Annotated in this window: 16 protein-coding genes and 3 tRNA genes; 9 read left to right on the top strand and 10 right to left on the bottom strand. The window is 72.5% G+C overall.

Going from position 1 to position 19,368, the window contains the following annotated elements; all coding sequences use genetic code 11:
* Window positions 1-12: 12 nt before the first annotated feature.
* Window positions 13-2,211 carry a transglycosylase domain-containing protein gene (locus tag MUE36_05045; protein ID MCU0310292.1) on the bottom strand — a complete coding sequence of 733 codons (2,199 nt, stop codon included), beginning with the start codon at window positions 2,209-2,211 and terminating at the stop codon, window positions 13-15.
* Between the two features lie 58 nt (window positions 2,212-2,269).
* Between MUE36_05045 and MUE36_05040 the strand changes: the two genes are divergently transcribed.
* A complete protein-coding gene (locus MUE36_05040; protein ID MCU0310291.1) occupies window positions 2,270-3,292 on the top strand; it encodes a Gfo/Idh/MocA family oxidoreductase in 1,023 nt (340 codons plus the stop codon).
* Between the two features lie 37 nt (window positions 3,293-3,329).
* Window positions 3,330-3,403: transfer RNA gene (locus MUE36_05035), tRNA-Val, on the top strand.
* Between the two features lie 30 nt (window positions 3,404-3,433).
* On the opposite strand, the gene MUE36_05030 is transcribed toward MUE36_05035, so the two are convergent.
* The 3 genes from MUE36_05030 to MUE36_05020 are packed head-to-tail and all read right to left on the bottom strand — an operon-like array spanning window position 3,434 to window position 5,395.
* Entirely contained in the window at window positions 3,434-4,093 is a 660-nt protein-coding gene (locus MUE36_05030; GenBank protein MCU0310290.1) for a hypothetical protein, read from the bottom strand.
* A 1-nt stretch (window position 4,094) separates the two neighbouring features.
* Entirely contained in the window at window positions 4,095-4,643 is a 549-nt protein-coding gene (locus MUE36_05025; protein ID MCU0310289.1) for an NUDIX domain-containing protein, read from the bottom strand.
* A gap of 5 nt (window positions 4,644-4,648) precedes the next feature.
* Window positions 4,649-5,395 carry an inositol monophosphatase gene (locus MUE36_05020; GenBank protein MCU0310288.1) on the bottom strand — a complete coding sequence of 249 codons (747 nt, stop codon included), beginning with the start codon at window positions 5,393-5,395 and terminating at the stop codon, window positions 4,649-4,651.
* Window positions 5,396-5,491: 96 nt separating this feature from the next.
* Between MUE36_05020 and MUE36_05015 the strand changes: the two genes are divergently transcribed.
* From MUE36_05015 to MUE36_05000, 4 genes are all read left to right on the top strand, one after another.
* Window positions 5,492-6,055, top strand: a complete 564-nt coding sequence (locus MUE36_05015; GenBank protein MCU0310287.1) for a hypothetical protein — start codon at window positions 5,492-5,494, stop codon at window positions 6,053-6,055.
* 22 nt (window positions 6,056-6,077) lie between these two features.
* The gene (locus MUE36_05010; protein MCU0310286.1) at window positions 6,078-6,575 is read left to right on the top strand and encodes a hypothetical protein; all 498 of its coding nucleotides are present in this window, start codon (window positions 6,078-6,080) and stop codon (window positions 6,573-6,575) included.
* A gap of 96 nt (window positions 6,576-6,671) precedes the next feature.
* A complete protein-coding gene (locus tag MUE36_05005; GenBank protein ID MCU0310285.1) occupies window positions 6,672-8,804 on the top strand; it encodes an acyltransferase in 2,133 nt (710 codons plus the stop codon).
* Window positions 8,801-9,079: a hypothetical protein gene (locus MUE36_05000; GenBank protein MCU0310284.1), complete on the top strand. Its 279-nt coding sequence runs from the start codon at window positions 8,801-8,803 to the stop codon at window positions 9,077-9,079. The genes MUE36_05005 and MUE36_05000 overlap by 4 nt, the downstream gene beginning before the upstream one ends.
* A 40-nt stretch (window positions 9,080-9,119) precedes the next feature.
* Here the strand turns inward: MUE36_05000 and MUE36_04995 are convergent, their stop codons facing one another.
* Window positions 9,120-9,779 carry a hypothetical protein gene (locus MUE36_04995; GenBank protein MCU0310283.1) on the bottom strand — a complete coding sequence of 220 codons (660 nt, stop codon included), beginning with the start codon at window positions 9,777-9,779 and terminating at the stop codon, window positions 9,120-9,122.
* Window positions 9,780-9,902: 123 nt separating this feature from the next.
* On the opposite strand from MUE36_04995, the gene MUE36_04990 reads away from it, so the two are divergent.
* The 3 genes from MUE36_04990 (at window position 9,903) to MUE36_04980 (ending at window position 14,612) form a co-directional block, all read left to right on the top strand.
* Window positions 9,903-11,288, top strand: a complete 1,386-nt coding sequence (locus MUE36_04990; protein MCU0310282.1) for an MFS transporter — start codon at window positions 9,903-9,905, stop codon at window positions 11,286-11,288.
* 209 nt (window positions 11,289-11,497) lie between these two features.
* Window positions 11,498-12,895, top strand: a complete 1,398-nt coding sequence (locus MUE36_04985; protein ID MCU0310281.1) for a DUF222 domain-containing protein — start codon at window positions 11,498-11,500, stop codon at window positions 12,893-12,895.
* A gap of 310 nt (window positions 12,896-13,205) precedes the next feature.
* The gene (locus tag MUE36_04980; GenBank protein MCU0310280.1) at window positions 13,206-14,612 is read left to right on the top strand and encodes a S8 family serine peptidase; all 1,407 of its coding nucleotides are present in this window, start codon (window positions 13,206-13,208) and stop codon (window positions 14,610-14,612) included.
* A gap of 122 nt (window positions 14,613-14,734) precedes the next feature.
* On the opposite strand, the gene MUE36_04975 is transcribed toward MUE36_04980, so the two are convergent.
* The 5 genes from MUE36_04975 to dnaG all read right to left on the bottom strand — a co-directional run bounded on the left by MUE36_04975 (window position 14,735) and on the right by dnaG (window position 19,350).
* A tRNA-Ile gene (locus MUE36_04975) sits at window positions 14,735-14,810 on the bottom strand.
* A gap of 167 nt (window positions 14,811-14,977) precedes the next feature.
* Window positions 14,978-15,050 (bottom strand) — tRNA-Asn (locus MUE36_04970).
* A 772-nt stretch (window positions 15,051-15,822) separates the two neighbouring features.
* Window positions 15,823-16,161, bottom strand: coding sequence for a hypothetical protein (locus MUE36_04965; protein MCU0310279.1), 339 nt, complete (start codon window positions 16,159-16,161; stop codon window positions 15,823-15,825).
* Window positions 16,162-16,201: 40 nt separating this feature from the next.
* A complete protein-coding gene (rpoD, locus tag MUE36_04960; protein MCU0310278.1) occupies window positions 16,202-17,434 on the bottom strand; it encodes an RNA polymerase sigma factor RpoD in 1,233 nt (410 codons plus the stop codon).
* A 113-nt stretch (window positions 17,435-17,547) separates the two neighbouring features.
* A complete protein-coding gene (gene dnaG / locus MUE36_04955) occupies window positions 17,548-19,350 on the bottom strand; it encodes a DNA primase (protein MCU0310277.1) in 1,803 nt (600 codons plus the stop codon).
* Between the last annotated feature and the right edge of the window lie 18 nt (window positions 19,351-19,368).

The raw sequence follows: 19,368 nt of genomic DNA, 5'->3' as shown, positions 1-19,368 counted from the left end.
GCATCGCTCATCTCAGCCGGGCGGCGGTGCGGGCGCGGGCACCGGGGCCGGCGCGGGGGCCGGCGCCGGAACCGGGGCGTCCCCGTCGACGGCGGACGGCGCCGTGGTGGTGGGCGACGTGGGCCGGGTGCCCGAAGAGCTCGACCGTCCGGTGTTCCCCTTCATCGGTCCGCTGATGACGCCGACACCGCTGCGGTCGTAGCCCCCGTTGAGCGTGCCGAAGGGGTCGTTGGCGCCCGAGAGGGGACGGCCGCTGCGGGTGGGGGGCGCACAGTCGGGGAAGGGCCGTGAGGGACGGTCCTCGTGGTACAGCTCGTTGAAGCGCTGCCAGATGGCGGCCGGATAGGTGGAGCCCCAGGCCTGGCGGCCGGGCAGCTGGGAGAGCGAGGTGCCACCACCGATGACGCGGCCGGAGGGGTCGGTGCGCACGGTGCCGCCCTCTTTCGGGTTGCCCATCCAGACGGCGGTGGTGAGGTAGGGGGTGAACCCGACGAACCAGACGTCGGTGGGGCCCGTGGTGGTGCCCGTCTTCCCGCCCGAGACCTGGTCGGGCAGGGCGGCGTTGCGGCCGGTGCCGCCCTCCACGTTGCCGGCGAGGATGTCGGTGGCCAGGCAGGCGGTCTGCTCGCTGATGACCCGCACCCCCTCGGGGCGGTGCGAGAAGAGCACCTCGCCGTTGCGGTTCTCGACCCGCTCGACGAAGTAGGCGGGGTTCTCGATGCCGCCGTTGGGGATGGCCCCGTATGCGGTGGCCATCTCCAGGGGGGTGGTGTCGGCGACGCCGAGGGGCAGCGAGGGCTTCTTCTCCGACCCGTCGGGCAGGTCGACACCCATGGAGCGGGCCCGGGCCACCACCCGTTCGGGTCCGACCACCTGGTTCAGCCGCACGAAGGCGGCGTTGGAGGACGCAGAGAGGACCGACTGGAGCGTGCCACCCGCGCCGGTGACGGTGTAGGGCTGGAGCGTGCCGGGGTCGGTCATGGTGATGGTGCCGCTCACCGTGTCGAACGGCAGGGCACCCTGCTCCAGCGCCTCGAGGAGGACGAAGGTCTTGAACGTCGACCCGGTCTGACGCCCGGGGTCGGTGGTGGCGATGTCGAACTTGTCGGTGGCGAAGTCGGCCCCGCCGACCAGCGCCCGCACCGCGCCGGTGGACTGGTCGACCGCCACGAACGCCGAGGTCACACCGACGTCGTTGGCGGGGGTCTCCTCGGCGTGGGCCACCTCGGCGGCGAACTGCGCCGCTGGGTCGAGCGTGGTGTGGATGGCGAGGCCACCGCCGAACACCGCCTTGTAGCGCTCGGCGTAGGTGGCACCGAGGCGCTCGTCGGCGAGCAGTTGGAGCTTGACGTACTCGACGAAGTAGCCGTCGGACGCGGTGAGCGCCACCTCGCCGCACCACTCCGGACGGTCGGGCGTCTCGATCCCGCACCGGGCGGTGGGGACCGGGAAGTAGGAGATGTAGTCGGCGTCGTCCCGGCTCAACAGGCCGAGCGAGACGAGGCGGTCGACGGCGATGGCCCTCTGGGCGGTGGCTTCCTCGGGGTACAGCGTGGGGTCGTAGGCGACCGGGTTCGAGATGAGGGCGGCCAGCATCGCCCCTTCGGCCCAGCTGAGCTCCTGGACGTTGCGACCCCAGTAGGTCTCGGCGGCGGCCTGGACGCCGTAGGCGCCGGACCCGAAGTACACGGTGTTGAGGTAGGTCTCGAGGATCTCGTCCTTGGTCATCTCCTGCTCGAGGCGCAGGGCGAGGACGGCTTCGCGGGTCTTGCGCTCGAGGCTCCGCTCGTTGGTCAACAGGGCGTTCTTGACCAGCTGCTGGGTGATGGTCGAGCCGCCCTGCTCGACACCGCCGGCGGAGACGTTCTCGACGAGGGCGCGGGCCAGGGCCCGGGCGTTGACGCCCCGGTGCTGGTAGAACTCGGCGTCCTCGATCGCGAGGATGGACTGCACGACGGGCTGGGGGACGTCGGCGAGGGCGATCGGCTCGCGGTTCTCGTCGCCGTGGAGGGTGGCGAGGAGGGTGCCGTCGGAGGCGAACACCTGGGAGCGGACGGCGTAGTCGCCGAAGGCGTCGAGGTCGAGCTCCTGGGGGTCACCCGATCCGGCGGAGGCGATGGCCGCGAGCTGAGGGCCCGCCAGGACCACCGCTCCGGCCAGGAGGCCGCCGGTCGCCACGATCGTGACGACGAACATCAGGACCTTTCGCACCTCTCCGAGGCTACCGGGCAGACCCCCCGGTCCAGGTGTCGCGCGTAGGGTGGCCGACGTGAGCGCCGATCGGCCGTCCCTGGCGCTGTGCGGCGCGGGGATGATCAGCGTCGTCCACGGGATGGCGGCGCCGCTGGCGTCCGTGCGGGTGGTGGCCGTCGCCTCGCGCTCTGCGGCGCGTGCCGCGGAACGGGCGGGGCAGCTGCGCAGCCGGGCGGTCACCTACGACGAGCTCCCCGCCGGTGCCGACGCCGTGGTGGTGGCCACTCCCCCGGCCTGCCACGCCGGCGACACCGTGCGTGCGCTCGAGGCCGGCGCGGCCGTGCTGGTCGAGAAGCCCCTGGCCACGACGCTGGCCGGCGCCGACGCCATCGTGGAGGCCGCCGACCGCACCGGGGGCGCCGTCGTGTACGCCGAGAACCTCGCCTTCTCACCGGTGGTGGCGAGGGCCGCGGCCCTCGCCCGCGGGCTCGGGCCGTTGCGCCACCTCGGTGTGCGCGCCCTCCAGCCCGCACCGGAGTGGGGCGGGTTCCTCGACCCGTCGTGGGGCGGCGGCGTGCTGTTCGACCTCGGGGTCCACCCGCTGGCCGTCGCCCTGCTCGTCGCCGGCGACGACGCGCTGGTGGCGGTGAGCGCCACGCTGGAACGCGGCGACCGGATGGTCGACGAGCACGCCGTGGTCCGGCTCCGGTTCGAGTCGTCGCTGGTGGCGGTCGTGGAGTGCAGCTGGCGCCACCCCACCAGCGAGTGGGACCTGCAGGCGGCCGGCGACACCGGCGTCGTGCGCGCCGAGCTGATGCCCGACGTGGTGCTGGAGCGCGACGGCGAGCCGGTGACGCTCGATCCGACCACACCGGGAGCCGATCCCCGCCTCGAGCAGCTCGGCTACGTCGACCAGCTCCGGGCACTGGGGCGGGCGGCGGGGGGCTCGCCGTCGTGGTGCGACGCCCGCTTCGGCCGGGGGGTGCTCGACGTGGTCATGGCGGCCTACACCTCCGCGGGGCGCGGGGGTGCGGAGGTCGAGGTGCCCTTCGCCGGGCCGCGGGACCTCACGCCGCTGCAGTGCTGGCGGGCGTCGTGACCGGATCCGCGGCCGAGGTGCGAGACTGGCCGACCGCGGTCCGGTAGCTCAGTTGGTCAGAGCAGTGCCCTTACAAGGCAAAGGTCGCCCGTTCGAGTCGGGCTCGGACCACCGCCGACCCGCCGACGCTCGCGGCGGGGCTCAGCGCGGCGTCAGGCGGGCGCGCAGTTCGACGTAGACCTCGTCGCCGGCGATCACGGCCAACGGTTCGGCCAGCGAGTCGACCACCGGTTCCTCGCCGCGGTACGCCTGCGTGCCCTCGGTGCAGACCCACGCCATCGACTCGCCGTCGTCACCCCAGTCGGCCCGGGTCCACCGTCGGACGGTGGCCTGCTCGCGACCTCCGTCGAGCGGCTCCCAGTCGACGCGGAGCGGGAGCTGCCAGCACACCGACGGCTTCCAGTCGACGGGCGATTCGCCGTCGGCGAGCGCCGCGAGGTGCAGGGCACAACCGGCTCCGCCCTCGAACCCCGGCCGGTTGAGGAAGATGCACGCCCCGTCGACGACCCGGGTGGCCGAGCGGGACCCGTCGGCGAAGACGCCGCCGGTGCGCGCCGCGTCGTGGAACTGGAACAGCTCCGACGGGACCATCGCCGCCATCGCGCTGACGAGTCGGGCCTCGTCCTCGTCACCGAGCTCCGCCCCGATCGAGCAGCACCCCTGGCCGAGGTGCTCGGCGGGCTCGTCGAGGATGCCGAGGCACCCCCGGCCCCAGATGCAGGTCCAGTCGGAGGTGAGGAACGCCCGGTCGAAGCGCCAGCGGGTGACGCCGTCGTCGATCACCTCGTAGCCGTCGTCCACGTCAGTCCCGCTCCTCGTGGGGCGATCCGCCGAAGGTGGGCCGGGGCCTACCTCGCAACGAGTCGCCGGCCACCCGGGCCAGGGCGATCATGGCCTCGGCGGCCTCCTCCTGGAGCTCGGGGAGGGCGTCCCGGCCGAACCAGCGGGCCTCCTGGATCTCGAACGACGCCGCTCGCACCCCGTCGGCCCGGCCCTCGTCGGTGGGCCGGGCCCGGAACACGACGTCGACGCGACGCCAACGGGGGGCGACCACCACGCTGGGCTCGCCGACCAGGTCGACCTCGAGGCCGACCTCTTCGAGGATCTCCCGACGGGCGCCGTCGGCGGGCCGTTCCCCGCGCTTCAGGAAACCGCCCGGCAACCCCCAGCGGGGCCGGTACGCGTGGCGGACGAGGAGGACCCGACCGTCGGCGCGCTCGACGACGCACAACCCGCCCACGGAGTAGGAGGGGACGACGAGGCGGACGAGCCACTGGCGCACACCGTGAGGGAGGTGCGCGAACGCCCCGAGCGCCCGGCGACGCCACGAACGTGCGGGGACGGGCGGCATCGGACTCAGCCCGCCGAGCGGCGAGCGTGGAGGAGCTCGTCCAGCAGTTCGGGGGTGGCGGCGGCGACGGGCGTGCGGCGGGCGTCGTGGTCGAGGGCCACCAGGTCGCGATCGTCGCCGTCGACGACGACCGCACCGGCCTCCCGGCAGACCAGCAGCCCGCCGAGGTAGTCCCACGACCCGTGGGCGTTCACGCTGCAGTCCACGTAGGCGTCGACGGCGCCGCTGGCCACCGCGCACAGGTCGAGGGCACAGGCGCCGAGGGCCCGGTACTGGTTCCACCCGAGCCAGCGCGACGGGAAGCCCGACAGGAGCACGACCGACCGACGCAGGTCGGTCGTGGTGCTGGGACCGATGGGCTCGCCGTCGCGAGTGGCCCCCGACCCCCGGCACGCGTCGAAGCGCTCCCCGGTCGCCAGGTTCATGACGAGCGCCGCACGGGGCCCGTCGCGGTCGACGGCGCAGAGGCTGGTGGCGTACCAGGGGATGCCGCGGCTGGCGTTGGTCGAGCCGTCGAGCGGGTCGACGACGACGGTGATCGGGGCCTCGGGACGGTGACGACCGGACTCCTCGGACAACACGCCGAGCCCGGCCCGCTCGAGCACCTCGAGAGCTGCGGCGTCGGCGGCGAGGTCCGACCGGTACTGCCCGGCGCGCGTCCCGGCCGGGCCCCAGTCGTCGAGGTCGCCCAGCACGCCGCGGATGGCCGTCGCCGCCTCGTCGAGCACCTCGTGCAGCGACTGGTCGTCCACGGACCGACGGTAGCCGTCGGACAGAGGGTCGTGGCAGGCTGACGTCGTGTGCTCGCCGTCGAGCCACGACGCCGTCCATCCCAGGAGCTCCCCCGCTTGGCCATCATCGACGTCCCCGGCTTCGTCGCCGACCTGAAGGACCACGCGGTGGACCACGCGTTCCACGTGCACGACGAGCGGCACTTCGTCGAGACGTACTCGCTACGCCAGGCGTGGGAGGTCGACCTGCACCCCGAGGAGGCGTGCGGCGGACCGCTCGACCTGCACCTGTCGCTCGAGGTCGACCCCCGGGTGATGCTGAGCTTCGAGGACCAGATGCTGGAGGTCCCCGAGACCGAGGACCCCGTCACCGGGTTCAGCTTCCCGCTCGTGTTCACCTGGGTCCTCCCGCCGCTGCCCAACGGACCCGATCTGTTGGTCCTGGCCACCGAGCTCGCCGGCCTCGGCGGGCCGGACCTCCCCCTCGAGGTCTCGGCCATCGACTCCTTCGCCAGCGTGACCGACGCCGCCGAGCGCAGCCTCACGATCGTGGCCCGGCTGGAGGTCGGGCTCGATCGGATCTACCTCGGCCAGGAGCAGCTCTGCGACACCCTCGATCGCTGCCACGACGTGAGCTCGTACCTGCTCGATCGGGCGCCGGCGTGGCTCGGCGAGGTGTGAGCCCGCCCCGGAGCGACCGGCCGTGAGCCCGGAGCCGCAAGTGGTGCGCTTCGAGCGGGGTGCGCCCGACGAGCTGCTCGGGGTGATGGACGACCTGGCCCGTGACCGCAGCGGGTGGGTGAACCTCCAGGCGGTGGGCACCGATCCCGACGACGCCCCCGAGATGCCGCCGGGCCGGTCGGGGATGTTCGCCTGGCTCTCGTCGCGGCGGATCACCGTGCCCGTGTCGACCTGGGTGCCCGGGCCGCCGACCCGCCACGGTCACGAGGCCGACTCGCTCGGGATCCAGCACGACGCGGGGCGCTTCGCGGCCAACCGGCTCGTCGACGCCGGGCTGACGATCCCGTCCTCGTGGCGACGCCTGGCCGACCACCCCCGGCGGGGCCTCGTGTTCGAGCTCCCGGACGGCACCGCGCCCCGCGAAGTGCTGGCCTTCCTCCTGCGGGCCAGCGACGTGCTGGCCCCCGGACCGCTCCCCCCGACCTGGGTCGCGGTCGTCCACCGACGCGGCGCGGCATGAGCTACCGGTCCGGTGCCCGCCGTGACCGGCCCGGCGGAGCACCGGCCGACGGGGGCTGCGCCGGTACCTCGCCGTAGGCGCCGGTACTCTCCTGCGGTGTCCACCACGAGCCTCAGCGAGCTCGGTGCAGCGTCGTCGGCCCCGCGCTCGAGCCCCCCGCTCGCACCGACCGGACCGGGAGCCCACGGCGGCTTCGCCTTCCAGCCCGGTCTCGAGGGGATGCGTGGAGCCGCCGTCCTGGCCGTCCTGGTCTTCCACGGTGGGTTCTCGTGGGCCTCCGGGGGCTTCCTCGGGGTGTCGACCTTCTTCACCCTCTCCGGCTTCCTGATCTCGACGCTGCTGCTGCACGAGCGTCACCGCACCGGATCCGTCGCGCTGAAGCGCTTCTGGGCACGTCGCTTCCGTCGGCTCATGCCGGCGGCACTCGTCTGCCTCGTGGGCGTGCTGGTGTTCGCGGCCACCGTCGCCACGCCCGCGCAGATGGTGGACCTCCGGGGCGACATGATCGCCTCGCTCCTCTACGTGGCCAACTGGCGCTTCATCGCCGACGGTGCGTCGTACGCCGAGCTGTTCGCGGCGCCGTCGCCCGTGCTGCACTTCTGGTCGCTGGCCATCGAGGAGCAGTTCTACCTCGTGTTCCCGCTGGTGGTGGCCGGATGCCTGGCCCTCGCCAAGGGCTCACGTCGGCTCCTCGCAGGCCTGCTCGCGATCGGCACGGTGGCCTCGGTCGCCCTCACCGCGTCCTTGGCCGAGTCCAGCATCGATGCCGCTTACTACAACACCTTCTCGCGGGCGGCGGAGCTCCTCCTCGGAGCGCTGCTGGCCATCGTGGTGGCCCTCCCCGTCACGCGTCGCGCCCTCGACCACGGGCGGGCGACGATCGCCGTGACCGTTGCCGGGGCCATCGCCTCGATCGCTGTCGTCTGGTTGTGGCACACCGCCGCGCAGACCGACGCCTGGCTGTATCGAGGTGGCCTCGCCGGCTACGCCCTCTTGTCGACGCTACTCATCGTGGCGGCGGTGGAGGCCGGCCCACTTCGGCGGATGTTCTCCACCACCGGGCTGCGGTGGCTGGGTCGGATCTCCTACGGGGCCTACCTGTACCACTGGCCCATCTTCTTGTGGCTCACCCCGGCCCGCACGGGGCTCTCGGAGGTGCCGCTGTTCGGGCTGCGCATGGGCGTGACCCTCGGGGCTGCGGTGCTCTCCTATCGCCTGATCGAGGAGCCCATCCGGGCGGGCCGCCTGGTTCGGGGGTGGCATCCGTTCGTCGTGGCGCCCGTCGCCGTGGCCCTCGTCCTGCTGGGGATCATCCGCGTCGCGACGCCGACACCGTTGGACGACCGGATCTCCTTCGCCGCCGAGGAGCAGCCGGAGATCCCGGAGTTCGTCGCGGCCGAAGCGAGTGCGCCCACCGTTCCCGCCACCGTGCCGGCCACGACACCTCCCGCGCCCCTGCCCGACGGGACGAGCCCCGCACCGCCGTTGCCCGACCCTCCGATACAACGCCCCGGCGAGAAGCTGCGGGTGCTCCTCGTCGGCGATTCGGTCATGGCCTCGCTCGGTCTGGGGATCCAGGGCTGGTCGCAGAGCACGGGCAACACCCTCGTCTGGAACAACGCCGAGCTGGGTTGCGGCACCGGTCGCGGGGGCTCGTGGAGGTTCGTCGAGCGCGAGACCGAGATCTCCGAGGGCTGCAACCAGATGCGCGACACCTGGGCCGCGCACCTCGCCGCGAAGCGACCGCACGTCGTGGTGCTCATGGCCGGGACCTGGGACGTCGTCGACCGCAAGCTCCCTGGCGACGACCAGTGGCGGACCCTCGGCGACCCGGTCTACGACCGGTTCATGCGCCAGGAGATCACCTACGCCATCGACGTCCTCCAGGGCCAGGGCTCCACCGTGGTCCTGCTCACCCATCCGGCCATCCGCAGCGGCATCACCGAGCAGCTCCCGGGCCCGTTCCCCGAGTCCGACCCCGCCCGCATGGCACGCCTGAACGAGCTCTTCGTCGAGGTGGCCGCCACCCGCCCGCGTTCACGGGTCGTCGACCTCGCCGGGCACATGGCGGCACGACCTCAGGGTGAGCTCGACCTCACCGAGCGACCCGACGGGATCCACTGGACGAGGACGTCCGGCCGACCGCTCGGGGACTGGCTCGGGCCGCTGCTCGAGAGCATCGCCCGCGACGAGCCGACCGAGCCGGGCGCGGTGATCATGTCGTCGTGACCATGCCGAACGACGCCCTCTACGCCGTCGCCGCCGACCCGGCCCGCGACGCGACTGCGTTCGTGGACGTCACGGAGGTGAACAACCGCATCTACAAGTCGGTCGACGGCTGTGACACCGGCGAGGGCTACCACCCCGCCGGCGGGCTCGGGGAGGTGCACATCGACGTGACGGCCGGCCTGCTCGTCGCCGCGCGGAACACGGTGCCGGTGGCGCCGCCGACCACGGCGCCTCCGGCCGCCGCGGTCGTCGTGACGCCCGGGTTCACCGGCTGAGCGGCCGCGGGGCGCCCGTCCTGACCGACGGGGTTCGCCGTCAGCAGGTGCCGAAGACAGTGTCGGGGATGCCGGTCTCCGCCAGGACGGCCGGAGAGTTGGGATCAGCACCGTCCTGCAACGGGATCGCCAGGGAGTAGGAGCCCCCTCCGAGATCGAGCGCTGTCGTCTCGGAGCGGGCGAGCGGATTCGTCCAGCTCACATCGGAGGGGAACGACCCATCGGGGCACTCCCCGGTCACGAAGAAGACGCTGCTCTGCCCGCTGCCCTCGCCGCGGTCGAAGGTGAAGGTCGGCTCGACAACGCGCTGCCGCGGGCAGTTGGTGGTGCCGAACGTCCGGACCACCTCGAGGGGCTGCTCCAACGCCGATTCGGCGGCGGCGAGGTCGGTCACGCCGGTGGCGTCGTAGGCGATGATCTCCTCCAATGCTGCGGTGACCTCGTCAGGAGCGACGTCGAGCATCGCGCCGGCGCGATCCTGGAAGAATCCGATGACCCCTCCGACGTCGTTGGCGATGATGAGGCCGGTCGGGGCCTGGGCGAACGAGTTGTACGCGTCACAGAACTCCGGTGAGGCCGAGCCGGGCGGCTGCGAGGTCGGGGTGGTGTCTCCGGGGGTTGGGGTGGCCGTCCCGGAGTCCGAGCCACAGGACGCCAGCATCACGAGTACCACGAGGGTCGGGAGAAGTGTTCGCCGCATGGGAGGAAAATCCGTTTCTCGGCTATCGGAGTCAAGGGGGATCTGGAACTGTTCATCGAGGATTCAGCCCTTCGTCACCGAGCACCGATCCTGTCGATGCCGTCACCGGCCACACTCCCCGGCGTGGCGACCGTCGACGAGCTGCTCGACGAGGCGCCGCTGACCCGGCTCCACATCCGGGTGTGGCTGGTGGCGGCTCTCGGCGTGATGCTCGACGGCTTCGACTTCTTCGTGGTCGGCGTGTGCCTCCCGCTGATCGCCAGGGACCTCGACACCACCACCCTGCAACAGGGACTGATCGCCTCGGCTGCGGTGGCCGGCTCGGTGGTGGGGGCGCTGGTGGCGGGCCCGCTCTCGGACCGGCTCGGCCGCCGACTCCTGTTCACCGTCGACCTGATCATGTTCGTCGTGTTCGCCCTGGCGTCGGCGTTCGCCTGGGACGCCTGGTCCCTCATCGCCTTCCGGTTCCTGCTCGGGGTCGCCATCGGGGCGGACTACCCGCTCAGCTCCAGCTACGCGGCCGAGATCGCCCCGAGGCGGCACCGCAACCGCATGCTCGTCGGGGTGATCAGCTTCCAGGCCGTCGGCTCGCTGATCGGCGTCGCCCTCGGACTCGTGGTGGTCAACGCCACCGAGTCGGTGTCGGCCTGGCGGTGGATCTTCGGGGCCGGGGCGGTGCTCGCCGGCGCGATCGTCGTGGCCCGGATCGGTGTCCCCGAGAGCCCTCGTTGGCTGTTCGACCAGGGCTCGCGCCCGGAGGCGCTGCGCGTCGTGTCCCGCTTCCTCGGTCGCACCGTCACGTCCGCCGGCGTCGCCAACGCCGCCGACGCCGCCCCCCGACCCGAGCGGGAGCCGGCCGGGTGGCGCACCCTCTTCACCGAGACGTTCCGCCGCCGGACCGCGCTGACGAGCGTCCCCTGGTTCCTCATGGACATCGTCGTGTACGGCATCGGGGTGTTCACGCCGACGATCCTGGCGGCGATCATCGTGACCGACACCGACTCGTTCATCGGCCACGAGATCAGCTCGCTGCGGGGGACGGCGTTCGCCGACCTGTTCCTCGTGGCCGGGTTCGTCGGGGCGCTCGTGTTGATCAACCGGGTGGGCTTCATCCGGCTCCAGGTCACCGGCTTCCTCGCCATGACCGTCGGGCTCGGCATGCTCGCATTGGCTGCGGGCTTGCCGGGCGGGGCCGACGACTACTTCCTGCTGGCCTTCGCGGGCTTCGCCATCTCGAACTTCTTCCAGAACCTGGGGCCGAACTCGACGACGTTCCTGATGCCGGCCGTGGTCTTCCCGACGCGCATCCGCGCCACGGGCGCCGGGTTCGGCGCGGCGGCCGGCAAGGCGGGCGCGGTGGTGGTGACGCTGCTGTTCCCGGTCCTGCAGGGATGGATCGGTCTGTCGGCCACGGTGGGCCTCATGGCCGCCGGCTCGCTGGCGGCGGCGATCGTGACCCTCACCCTGCGCTCGAGCGCCTCGACCGCGGCGCTCAGCCGGGCGGGGTGAAGGCCGGGTCGAAGTTCACCACGATCCGATCCACCGCCGTGCCGTGCTCTCGGACCCGCGACCCGCGGTCCCCCGAGCTCCCCAGTCGTCCCTCCGAGAAGGAGGTTGCGAACATCAGTACGACGTACTAGAGTTCGATCACTTCCCCTCTCGGCGCCGCCCACTGCCGGTGCCCGCCTGTTGATCGTCGGAGATCGAGGAGCACGGCCATGGCCGTCGGGGAAGCCACCACCACGCCGAGCAGCCCGTCCGCAGGTGCCGTGTCGATGCCGTCGGGCGCCGCTCGTTCGGCGGCGCTGGTCGAGTCGCTGCTGGGCGCAGCGGGAGCCCATTTCGGGGTCGATGATCTCGAGTGGGAGCGCTTGGACGGCGACGGGCTACGGGCGGAGGCGGAAGGTCTCCAACGGGGGATCTCGGCGTTGGAGCACCAGCAACGCCGGGTGCTCGGCGTGATCGACGAACGGCGCGCGTTCACCGTCGACGGATCCCGTGACGCCGCCGACTGGTCGGCGAACAACCTCGGGATCAGTCGCAAGGCCGCGAACGACCGCCTGCGCCTGGGTCGCGACCTGGCGGAGCTCCCGAAGCTGGCCGACGCCGCGGCGAGCGGGTCGTTGACCGCCGATCAGGCCCGCCCCGCCGCCGAGCTCGCTCGGGTGGCCGGCACCGACACCGGGTGGGCCGCCCAAGCTCCCCACCTCCCCGTCGGGGTGCTGTCACGTCACGCCGCCAAGACGCGCCGCCCGGGTGCCGCCGATCACCGTGCCGCGCAGGCGGCACGGCACTTCCACACCTGGATCGACGGGCTGGAGATGCGCTTCCGGGGGTCGGTCCCCACCGACGAAGGCGCCCGCCTCCTCACCGCCATCGAACGAGCCATGCCCCCACGTGCCCCCCACACCGATGCGAACGTGACCCCCGATCAGCGGCGCGCCGACGGGCTGATGGCCCTCGCCGGCGCCACCCTCGCCGGCGACGCCGATCCCGACCGGGCCACCGTCGTCGCCGTCGTCGAGCTCGCCGCCATCTGCGACGACGACCCCGGTGCCACCGCCGAACTCGAGACGGGCCAGCCCCTCGCCACCGAGACCGCCCGCCGGCTGCTGTGCGACAGCCGGATCGAAGTGGTGGTCCAGGACCGCTCCGGCGTCGCCGTCGGCGTGGGGACCACCAGCCGAACCGTGAGCCCCGGCCTACGCCGCGCGCTCGTGCACCGCGACGGACGCTGCCGGTTCGGGAACTGCACCGCCACGCGGTTCCTCCACGCCCACCACATCGCCCACTGGCCGTCGCCCACCACCATGGGCAATCTCACCATGTTGTGCTGGCACCACCACCACCTCGTCCACGAGGGCGGTTGGGCGCTGTCCGGTGATCCCAACGGCGCCCTCCTCGCCACCCACCCCACCGGGGCCAGCGCCGTCGAGAGCCACCCCCGGAACGGACGTCCCCCCGACGGGCCCCCGGACGCCCCGACGGCCGGCCGCCCCGACACTGAGCGCCGACGGGCCCGGGCCGGTCGGTCGCCGGCCGACCCGGGCCAACCGCCACACCGACGATCCACACCCGACCCCGCCCTCGCTCTGTTCACGCCGGACACGAGCTGAGTCATCCCACGAACCAACCACCGCGCACAGGCTGGCGCGACGAAGAACGAACCGAGCGCCATTGGGGGCGCCGATGGCGCGGGCGTCGGTCCCCAGTGCCACAGGAAGGACCATCGGGCGGGCTGCCCTCGCCGGGCTGCGCCAGCCGACGTTCACCCGCCACGAGAGTTACTGTCGGCGACCGCTCGCTTTCGGCACCAGGGGGAAACGCATGTCGTCCAGCTCGGAACGGGGCCTTCACGCAGGGCAGCACCGGGGCGGCGGCGCCGAACCGTCAGGGATCGCCAGCCGCAGGACGCGCCGATGGGCTGTGCTCCTCGCCGCAGCCGTGATCGCCGCGACCCTCCCCGTGATCGCACCGCCGGTCTCCCCCAGTGCGGGCGCCGCGGCCCCCGCCGCCGTCGAGTGCACGACGCCACCCCCGTCCTTCGTAGCCGACTCCCTCACCCCCCAGGCACTGCGCGAGCGCTACGGCATCCAACCGCTGCTCGACGCCGGCTACGACGGTCGCGGCCAGACGGCGGTCCTCATCGAGTTCGATCAGTCCGTGGACATCGAGGCACTGGACCAGTGGAAGGCCTGCCTCGGCGTCGACGGTCCACCGATCACCCAGACGGGCGTGCTCGGCGCCTCGGTCCCACTGCCGCCCTCGCCCTGCGGCGGAACCGGCGAACCGGGGTGCTTCGGTGAGGCGCAGGGCGACGCCTACGCCATGATCGCCGGCGCCCCCGGGCTCGATCAGCTCTACGTCCTGGTGAGCGACCAGAACGAGCAGGAGGTGCTCGCCGACATCCTCGACCGTGTTCGGTCGGGGGTCTACACCGGCGGCCGGCGGCCCGATGTGGTGTCGCTCAGCTTCGGGGACTGCCAGCCGCAGTGGACCACCGCGGAGATCGAGGACACCGAGACGGCCCTCCAGGCGCTCGCCGAGGCGGGGACGTGGTTCTTCCACGCCGCAGGGGACGCAGGACCCTCGGGCTGCTCCAACCACCCGGTCTGTGACACGGCGCTGGCGGGGCCGGACATGCGGTACCCGGCAGCATCACGATGGACGACCGCCGTGGGCGGCACGGAGATCGAGGACGCGAACCCCCTCGGTGAGGGTTCGGTGTGGAACGAGAGCCCGGGCGATGTCACCACCAGCGGAGGCGAGAACTGCGCCTCTGGTGGAGGGGGTCTCTCGACGTTCCCGACCCCCGCCTCTCAGGGCAACCTGCCCGGTGGGGCGACCCTTCCGACACGGGGCCTCCCCGACGTCTCGGCCCTCGCGGGGTACCCGGGCTACCTCAACCTGGCCTCCAGCGGCTCCTGCGTCAACGAGACCCCGGCCGACTGCTGGTTCGGCAACGGTGGCACGAGCCTCGCCTCGCCGCTCTACGCCGGCGCGTTCGCGTCGATCCGCTCCCGTCTGCTGGCCGAGGGCCTGACGCCGCCGACGGTGCTCAACGACGCGATCTACGCCATCGCCGCCGACCCGACCGACTACGCCGCCGCGTTCGTCGACATCACGAAGGGCAACAACCGCATCTACGAGTCCGTCGACTGCTGCGACGCCACCATCGGCTACGACCTGGCGAGCGGGCTCGGTGAGCTCCGCATCGACGTGGTGGCCGAGCTGCTCGCCACCGTGGCCCGGAACACCGTGCCGACCACACCGACGACCCCGACGACGACGCCTGCGGCCGCAGTTCCGGCGACCCCCGCCTTCACGGGCTGAGACGTCAGCGCCCGACGGCACGCCTCCTCCCACCCCCGCCCCGGCGATCGGCCCACAGCGAGAGTGAGTGCGGACGAGCCGAGGCCCGATCGACATCGCGTCCGATGTCGGGACGAACAGCATGGTGGGGCGGGTGGGGATCGAACCCACGACCGAGCGATTATGAGTCGCCTGCTCTGACCATTGAGCTACCGCCCCGTGCCGCCCCACACTACGGAGCCCCTGCATCGGGGACGGCCAACACCTCGTGTCCGACCCCACTTCCCTTCCGCCCCACCTCGCCACCCCACCTCGCCGCTCGGGAGGGACCGCCCGGACCCGGGACGCGACGACGCCCCGGCCTCAGGGGCTCGGGGCGTGCGGGGCTCCGGGGGTGGGGCTCGAACCCACGACAATCGCATTAACAGTGCGGCGCTCTGCCAGCTGAGCTACCCCGGAAGGACAGCAGGAATCTAGCAGCGCCGCGGTGAGGCCCATCACGGCCCGATGCGTCCGACTGCAGCTGTAGCGGACGGTGAGACACCCCATCGGATGCTTGACCGACCGGAAGCGACCGGCCGGTATTGACCGGTACGGAGCCCCCGAACCCACTCACGGGGATTGCCAACAGGTCCGACCAGAACCGAGTGGCCGCGACGAGGTCGAGATCCTCGTGGAGATGGAGACGGGCGCGGAGGCGGTACTCGTCGATCTCGAAGAACCGCCGCAGCCACTGGCAGAAGAAGAGGACCATGCGCGGATCGCTGTTGACGAACGCCACCATCCCGTCGCGCCGTGAGCCCTCCCCGGCGTACAGCGCCGCTCCTGCAACCAGGAACTCGCGCTCGCTGAGCAGGCCGATCCGACGACGGCCCTCCTCGCGGAGCTGTTCGATCTCCGCGGCCTTGCGGCGCTGGAGCACATTGGGGCCGCGCCGGCGGGCCGTGCTCCGGGGACGAGGCGTGAAGTCGACGTCGCGAACCCACACCGAGACCGAGGACTTCGCCACCCCCAACTCCGCGCCGATCTCGGCCAGGGTCCACGACTCGGCGCGCAGCTCCCTCGCCCGCTCCCGCTCCACCGTCTTCCCTCGATAACCCATCGCACCAGTCTGGTGACACGGTGCGACAGCGCCCTCGGTCGCTGGCGGTGCCGACGGATCAGATCGCGGGCAGCCGGCGAGACCCGGCCTCGAGACCGGCCCTGACCCGCCGGTCCCCTCCCGGTCGACTCAGGCGCCCGGCTCGCGTCCCACGAGGTCGGCTTCCATCTCCTCGAGAGTGGGCCGGTAATCGGGGTTGAACTCGAGCCCCGGCTCCCAGGTGGCCTCAGGTTCGGAGCCCAACACGGCGTCGACCGCGTCGCCGGCGACCGACGACACCGTCGCCTTGGCCCGCTCCCGCACGTCGCCGATGCGGGCCTCCACCTGGCCGGCGGCGCGCTGGTAGGCCGCCGTGGCCCGGGCCCGGTCGAGGGTGCGCTCGATCTGGAGGTAGCGCTCCCGCCCTGCCCTGGCCCCCAGGTAGTAGCCCACGGCCGCACCGACGACGAATCCGGTCTTGAATCGCATGGGTGGTGTCTACCCGCTCGGCGGCCCGGTCAGGACCCGGTCACTCCCCGTCGAGGTAGTCGCGCAGCTTCTGGCTGTGCTGGGGGTGGCGCAGCTTGGCGAGCGTCTTGGACTCGATCTGGCGGATCCGCTCTCGGGTGACGCCGAACTCCCGGCCCACCTCCTCGAGGGTGCGGGCCTGGCCGTCGTCGAGCCCGAAGCGCATGCGCACCACGGCCTTCTCCCGGTCGTTGAGGTCGTCGAGGGCCTCCTCGACGGCCTCGTTGAGCATCATCCGGGCGGCCATCTCCGCTGGGGCCTCGGCGGTCTGGTCTTCGATGAAGTCGGCCAGGTTGGAGTCATCCTCCTCCCCGACGGGCGAGTCGAGCGACAACGGGTCCTGGGAGATGCGCATGATCTCGCGCACCCGCGCCGGGGTCATGTCGACCCGCTCGGCCAGCTCCTCCACCGTCGGCTCGCGCTCGAGGGTCTGCATCATCTGGCGCTGCACCCGGTGCACCTTGTTGATGGACTCGACCATGTGCACCGGGATGCGGATGGTGCGGGCCTGGTCGGCGATGGCGCGGGTGATGGCCTGGCGGATCCACCACGTCGCGTAGGTGGAGAACTTGAAGCCCTTGGTCCAGTCGAACTTCTCGACGGCCCGCATCAGACCGAGGTTGCCCTCCTGGATGAGGTCGAGCATGAGCATCCCGCGACCCACGTAGCGCTTGGCGATGGACACCACTAGGCGCAGGTTGGCCTGGGTGAGCTCGGCCTTGGCGTCCTCGCCCTTGCGCACGAGGCGGGTGAGCCGGAGCCGCTCGGCGGTGGAGAGCTCGTCGGCCTCGCCGCGGGCCGCCAGCTCGGCGAGGCGCTCGGCGGCCTCGCTCCCCCGCTCGATGATCTGGGCGAGCTCCACCTCCTCGGCGCCGGTGAGCAGTGAGACCCGCCCGATCTCCTTCAGGTACATCCGGACCGGGTCGGCCGAACCGCCCTCGCCGGCCTGGGAGCCGAGGCGCAGGGCGTCACGCGACGCCGCCCCCTTGTAGCGCGCCCGGTGCCGGCGCTCGACGAGGTCGTCACCGTCGACGAGCGGGTCGTGGAGGATGACCGCCACGGGGTGATCGGCACCGGCGTCGATGCTGGCCCCGAGGAGAGCCTCGTCGGTCAACGCCCCGGCGTCGGGCTCGCTGGCGTCGACGGCGACGCCCCGCTCGGCCAGCGCGACCTTGGCGCACTCGAGCGCCTCCTCGGTGGCGTCCCCGGCGGCCAGGACGGCGAGGTCGCCCATGATCTCGTCGACGGTGACGAAGCGCTCGGCGCGCGTCTCGGCCCGCTCGACCAGCGTCGTCAGCACCGCATCGGGGATCTGGGTCGGAGACGAGGGCGTCGTGCCGCTCTCGATCATCGTTCCTCCTCCGAGCGCCCGGTCAGCCACCCTACCAACAGCCCCCGGGCCTCCTCCGTGGTCGAAGGGTCACGGAGCTCGAGCGTCCGGAGCTTCACCCATGCCACGTCACCGGCTACGGCGAGGGGGTCCTCGGCCACCCGGGCCTCGGCCTCCAGGGCGGCCAGGGCCCGCCCGGCCGCCTCGTCGACGAGGCGGGTGAGCACGTCGTCCAGGTCGGCGTCGGTCTCCTCGACGGCCAGGCGTTGGAGGAGCTCGGACGCGGCCGGGTCGTCGTCGAGCGAGGCGACCGCCTCGGCCAGCACGGGGGTGCGGACCGCGGCCCGGTAGGCGGCGCTCACCACCGGGTCGCCGAAGAGGGCCTCGTCGAGGTGCGGCCCCACCTCGTCGCGGCGGGAGATCAACAGCCGCAACGCCTCGGTCTCGGCGGTGTCGCGAACCGGTCGGGGGGGTCGCCGGGGCCGGTCCTCGGCGACCGCGCTCCCCCGCGGCGCCGCGGCCCGCCGGTCGGCCCCGGGGACCGGCGGAGGCGGGAAAGTGCGACCTCGGAGCTGACCGGGGTCGACGCGGCACCGGGCGGCGACCTCGAGGAGGTACTGGTCGCGCACCATCTCGCTCGGGTGCTCGGACACGACCGACATGGCCCCCTCGGCCGCCCGGACCCGCTGCTCGGGCGTCTCGAAGCGCGCCGCGGCGAGAGCGCGGTCGAGTCGGAACTTCAGGAACGGCCGGGCGTCGGCCACCGACGCCACCAGCGCGGCCGGGTCGGTGAGGGCGAGGTCGGCCGGGTCGACCCCCCCGGGCATGACCGCCACGGCCACGTCGAGGTCGTAGGCCCGCTCCCACGCGTACACGCGGGCAGCGGCGTTCTGTCCGGCGGCGTCGGCGTCGAAGGCCAGCACCACCCGACGGGCGAAGCTGCGCAGGAGCTTGAAGTGATCCTCGGTGAGCGCGGTGCCGCAGGTCGCCACCGCCCGGGGGACGCCGGCCTTCGCGAACCCGATGACGTCGGTGTACCCCTCGCACACGATCGCCTCGTCGGCCCGCACGATGTCGGCCTTCGCCCAGTTGAGCCCGTAGAGCAGCTTCGACTTGCCGTAGATGGAGCTGTCGACCGAGTTCTTGTACTTGGCGCCCTCGGCGCCGGGCATGATGCGCCCGCCGAAGCCGACCGGGTGACCGCTCACGTCGAAGATCGGGAACAGGATCCGGCCTCGGAAGGCGTCGGTCGGGCGGCCCCTGCTGTTGAGGAACCCGAGTCCGGCGTCGACGAACACGTCGGCGGGGAGGCGCAGCGCGACGGCCAGCTCGTCCCAGCCCTCCGGGGCCCAGCCGATCTTGTACGCCCGCACCTCGTCGCCGGTCAGCCCCCGCGATCGCAGGTACCCGCGGGCGGCGGCGGCGTCGGGGGCCGACAGCAGCCGATCGTGGTACCAGTCCACCGCCTCGGCGACGGCGTCGAGCAGCCGCGCCCGCCGCTTGCGCCCCTCGTTCTGCCCTTCGTCGGTGTAGCGCAGCGTCACCCCGGACTTGGCGGCCAGCTTCTCGACGGCGGCCACGAAGTCGAGGTGCTCGATCTCGCGGACGAAGGTGATGACGTCGCCCTTCGCCCCGCACCCGAAGCAGTAGTAGAGCTTGTCCTCGGCGTTCACGGAGAACGACCCGCTCTTCTCGCTGTGGAACGGGCACAGCCCCTGCCACCGACGACCGACCCGCTTCAACGCGACGTGCTCGCTGATCACCGCGACGATGTCGGTGGCAGCCCGCACGCTGGCGATGTCGTCGTCCTCGATCCCCACGGTGCCCTCCGCGGCGGG

Source organism: Acidimicrobiales bacterium, from assembly GCA_025455885.1.
Classification (GTDB): Bacteria; Actinomycetota; Acidimicrobiia; order Acidimicrobiales; family Acidimicrobilacustridaceae; genus Rhabdothermincola_A.
Note: the sequence above shows the minus strand (reverse complement) of the source record. Positions and strands in the feature narration are given on the sequence as shown.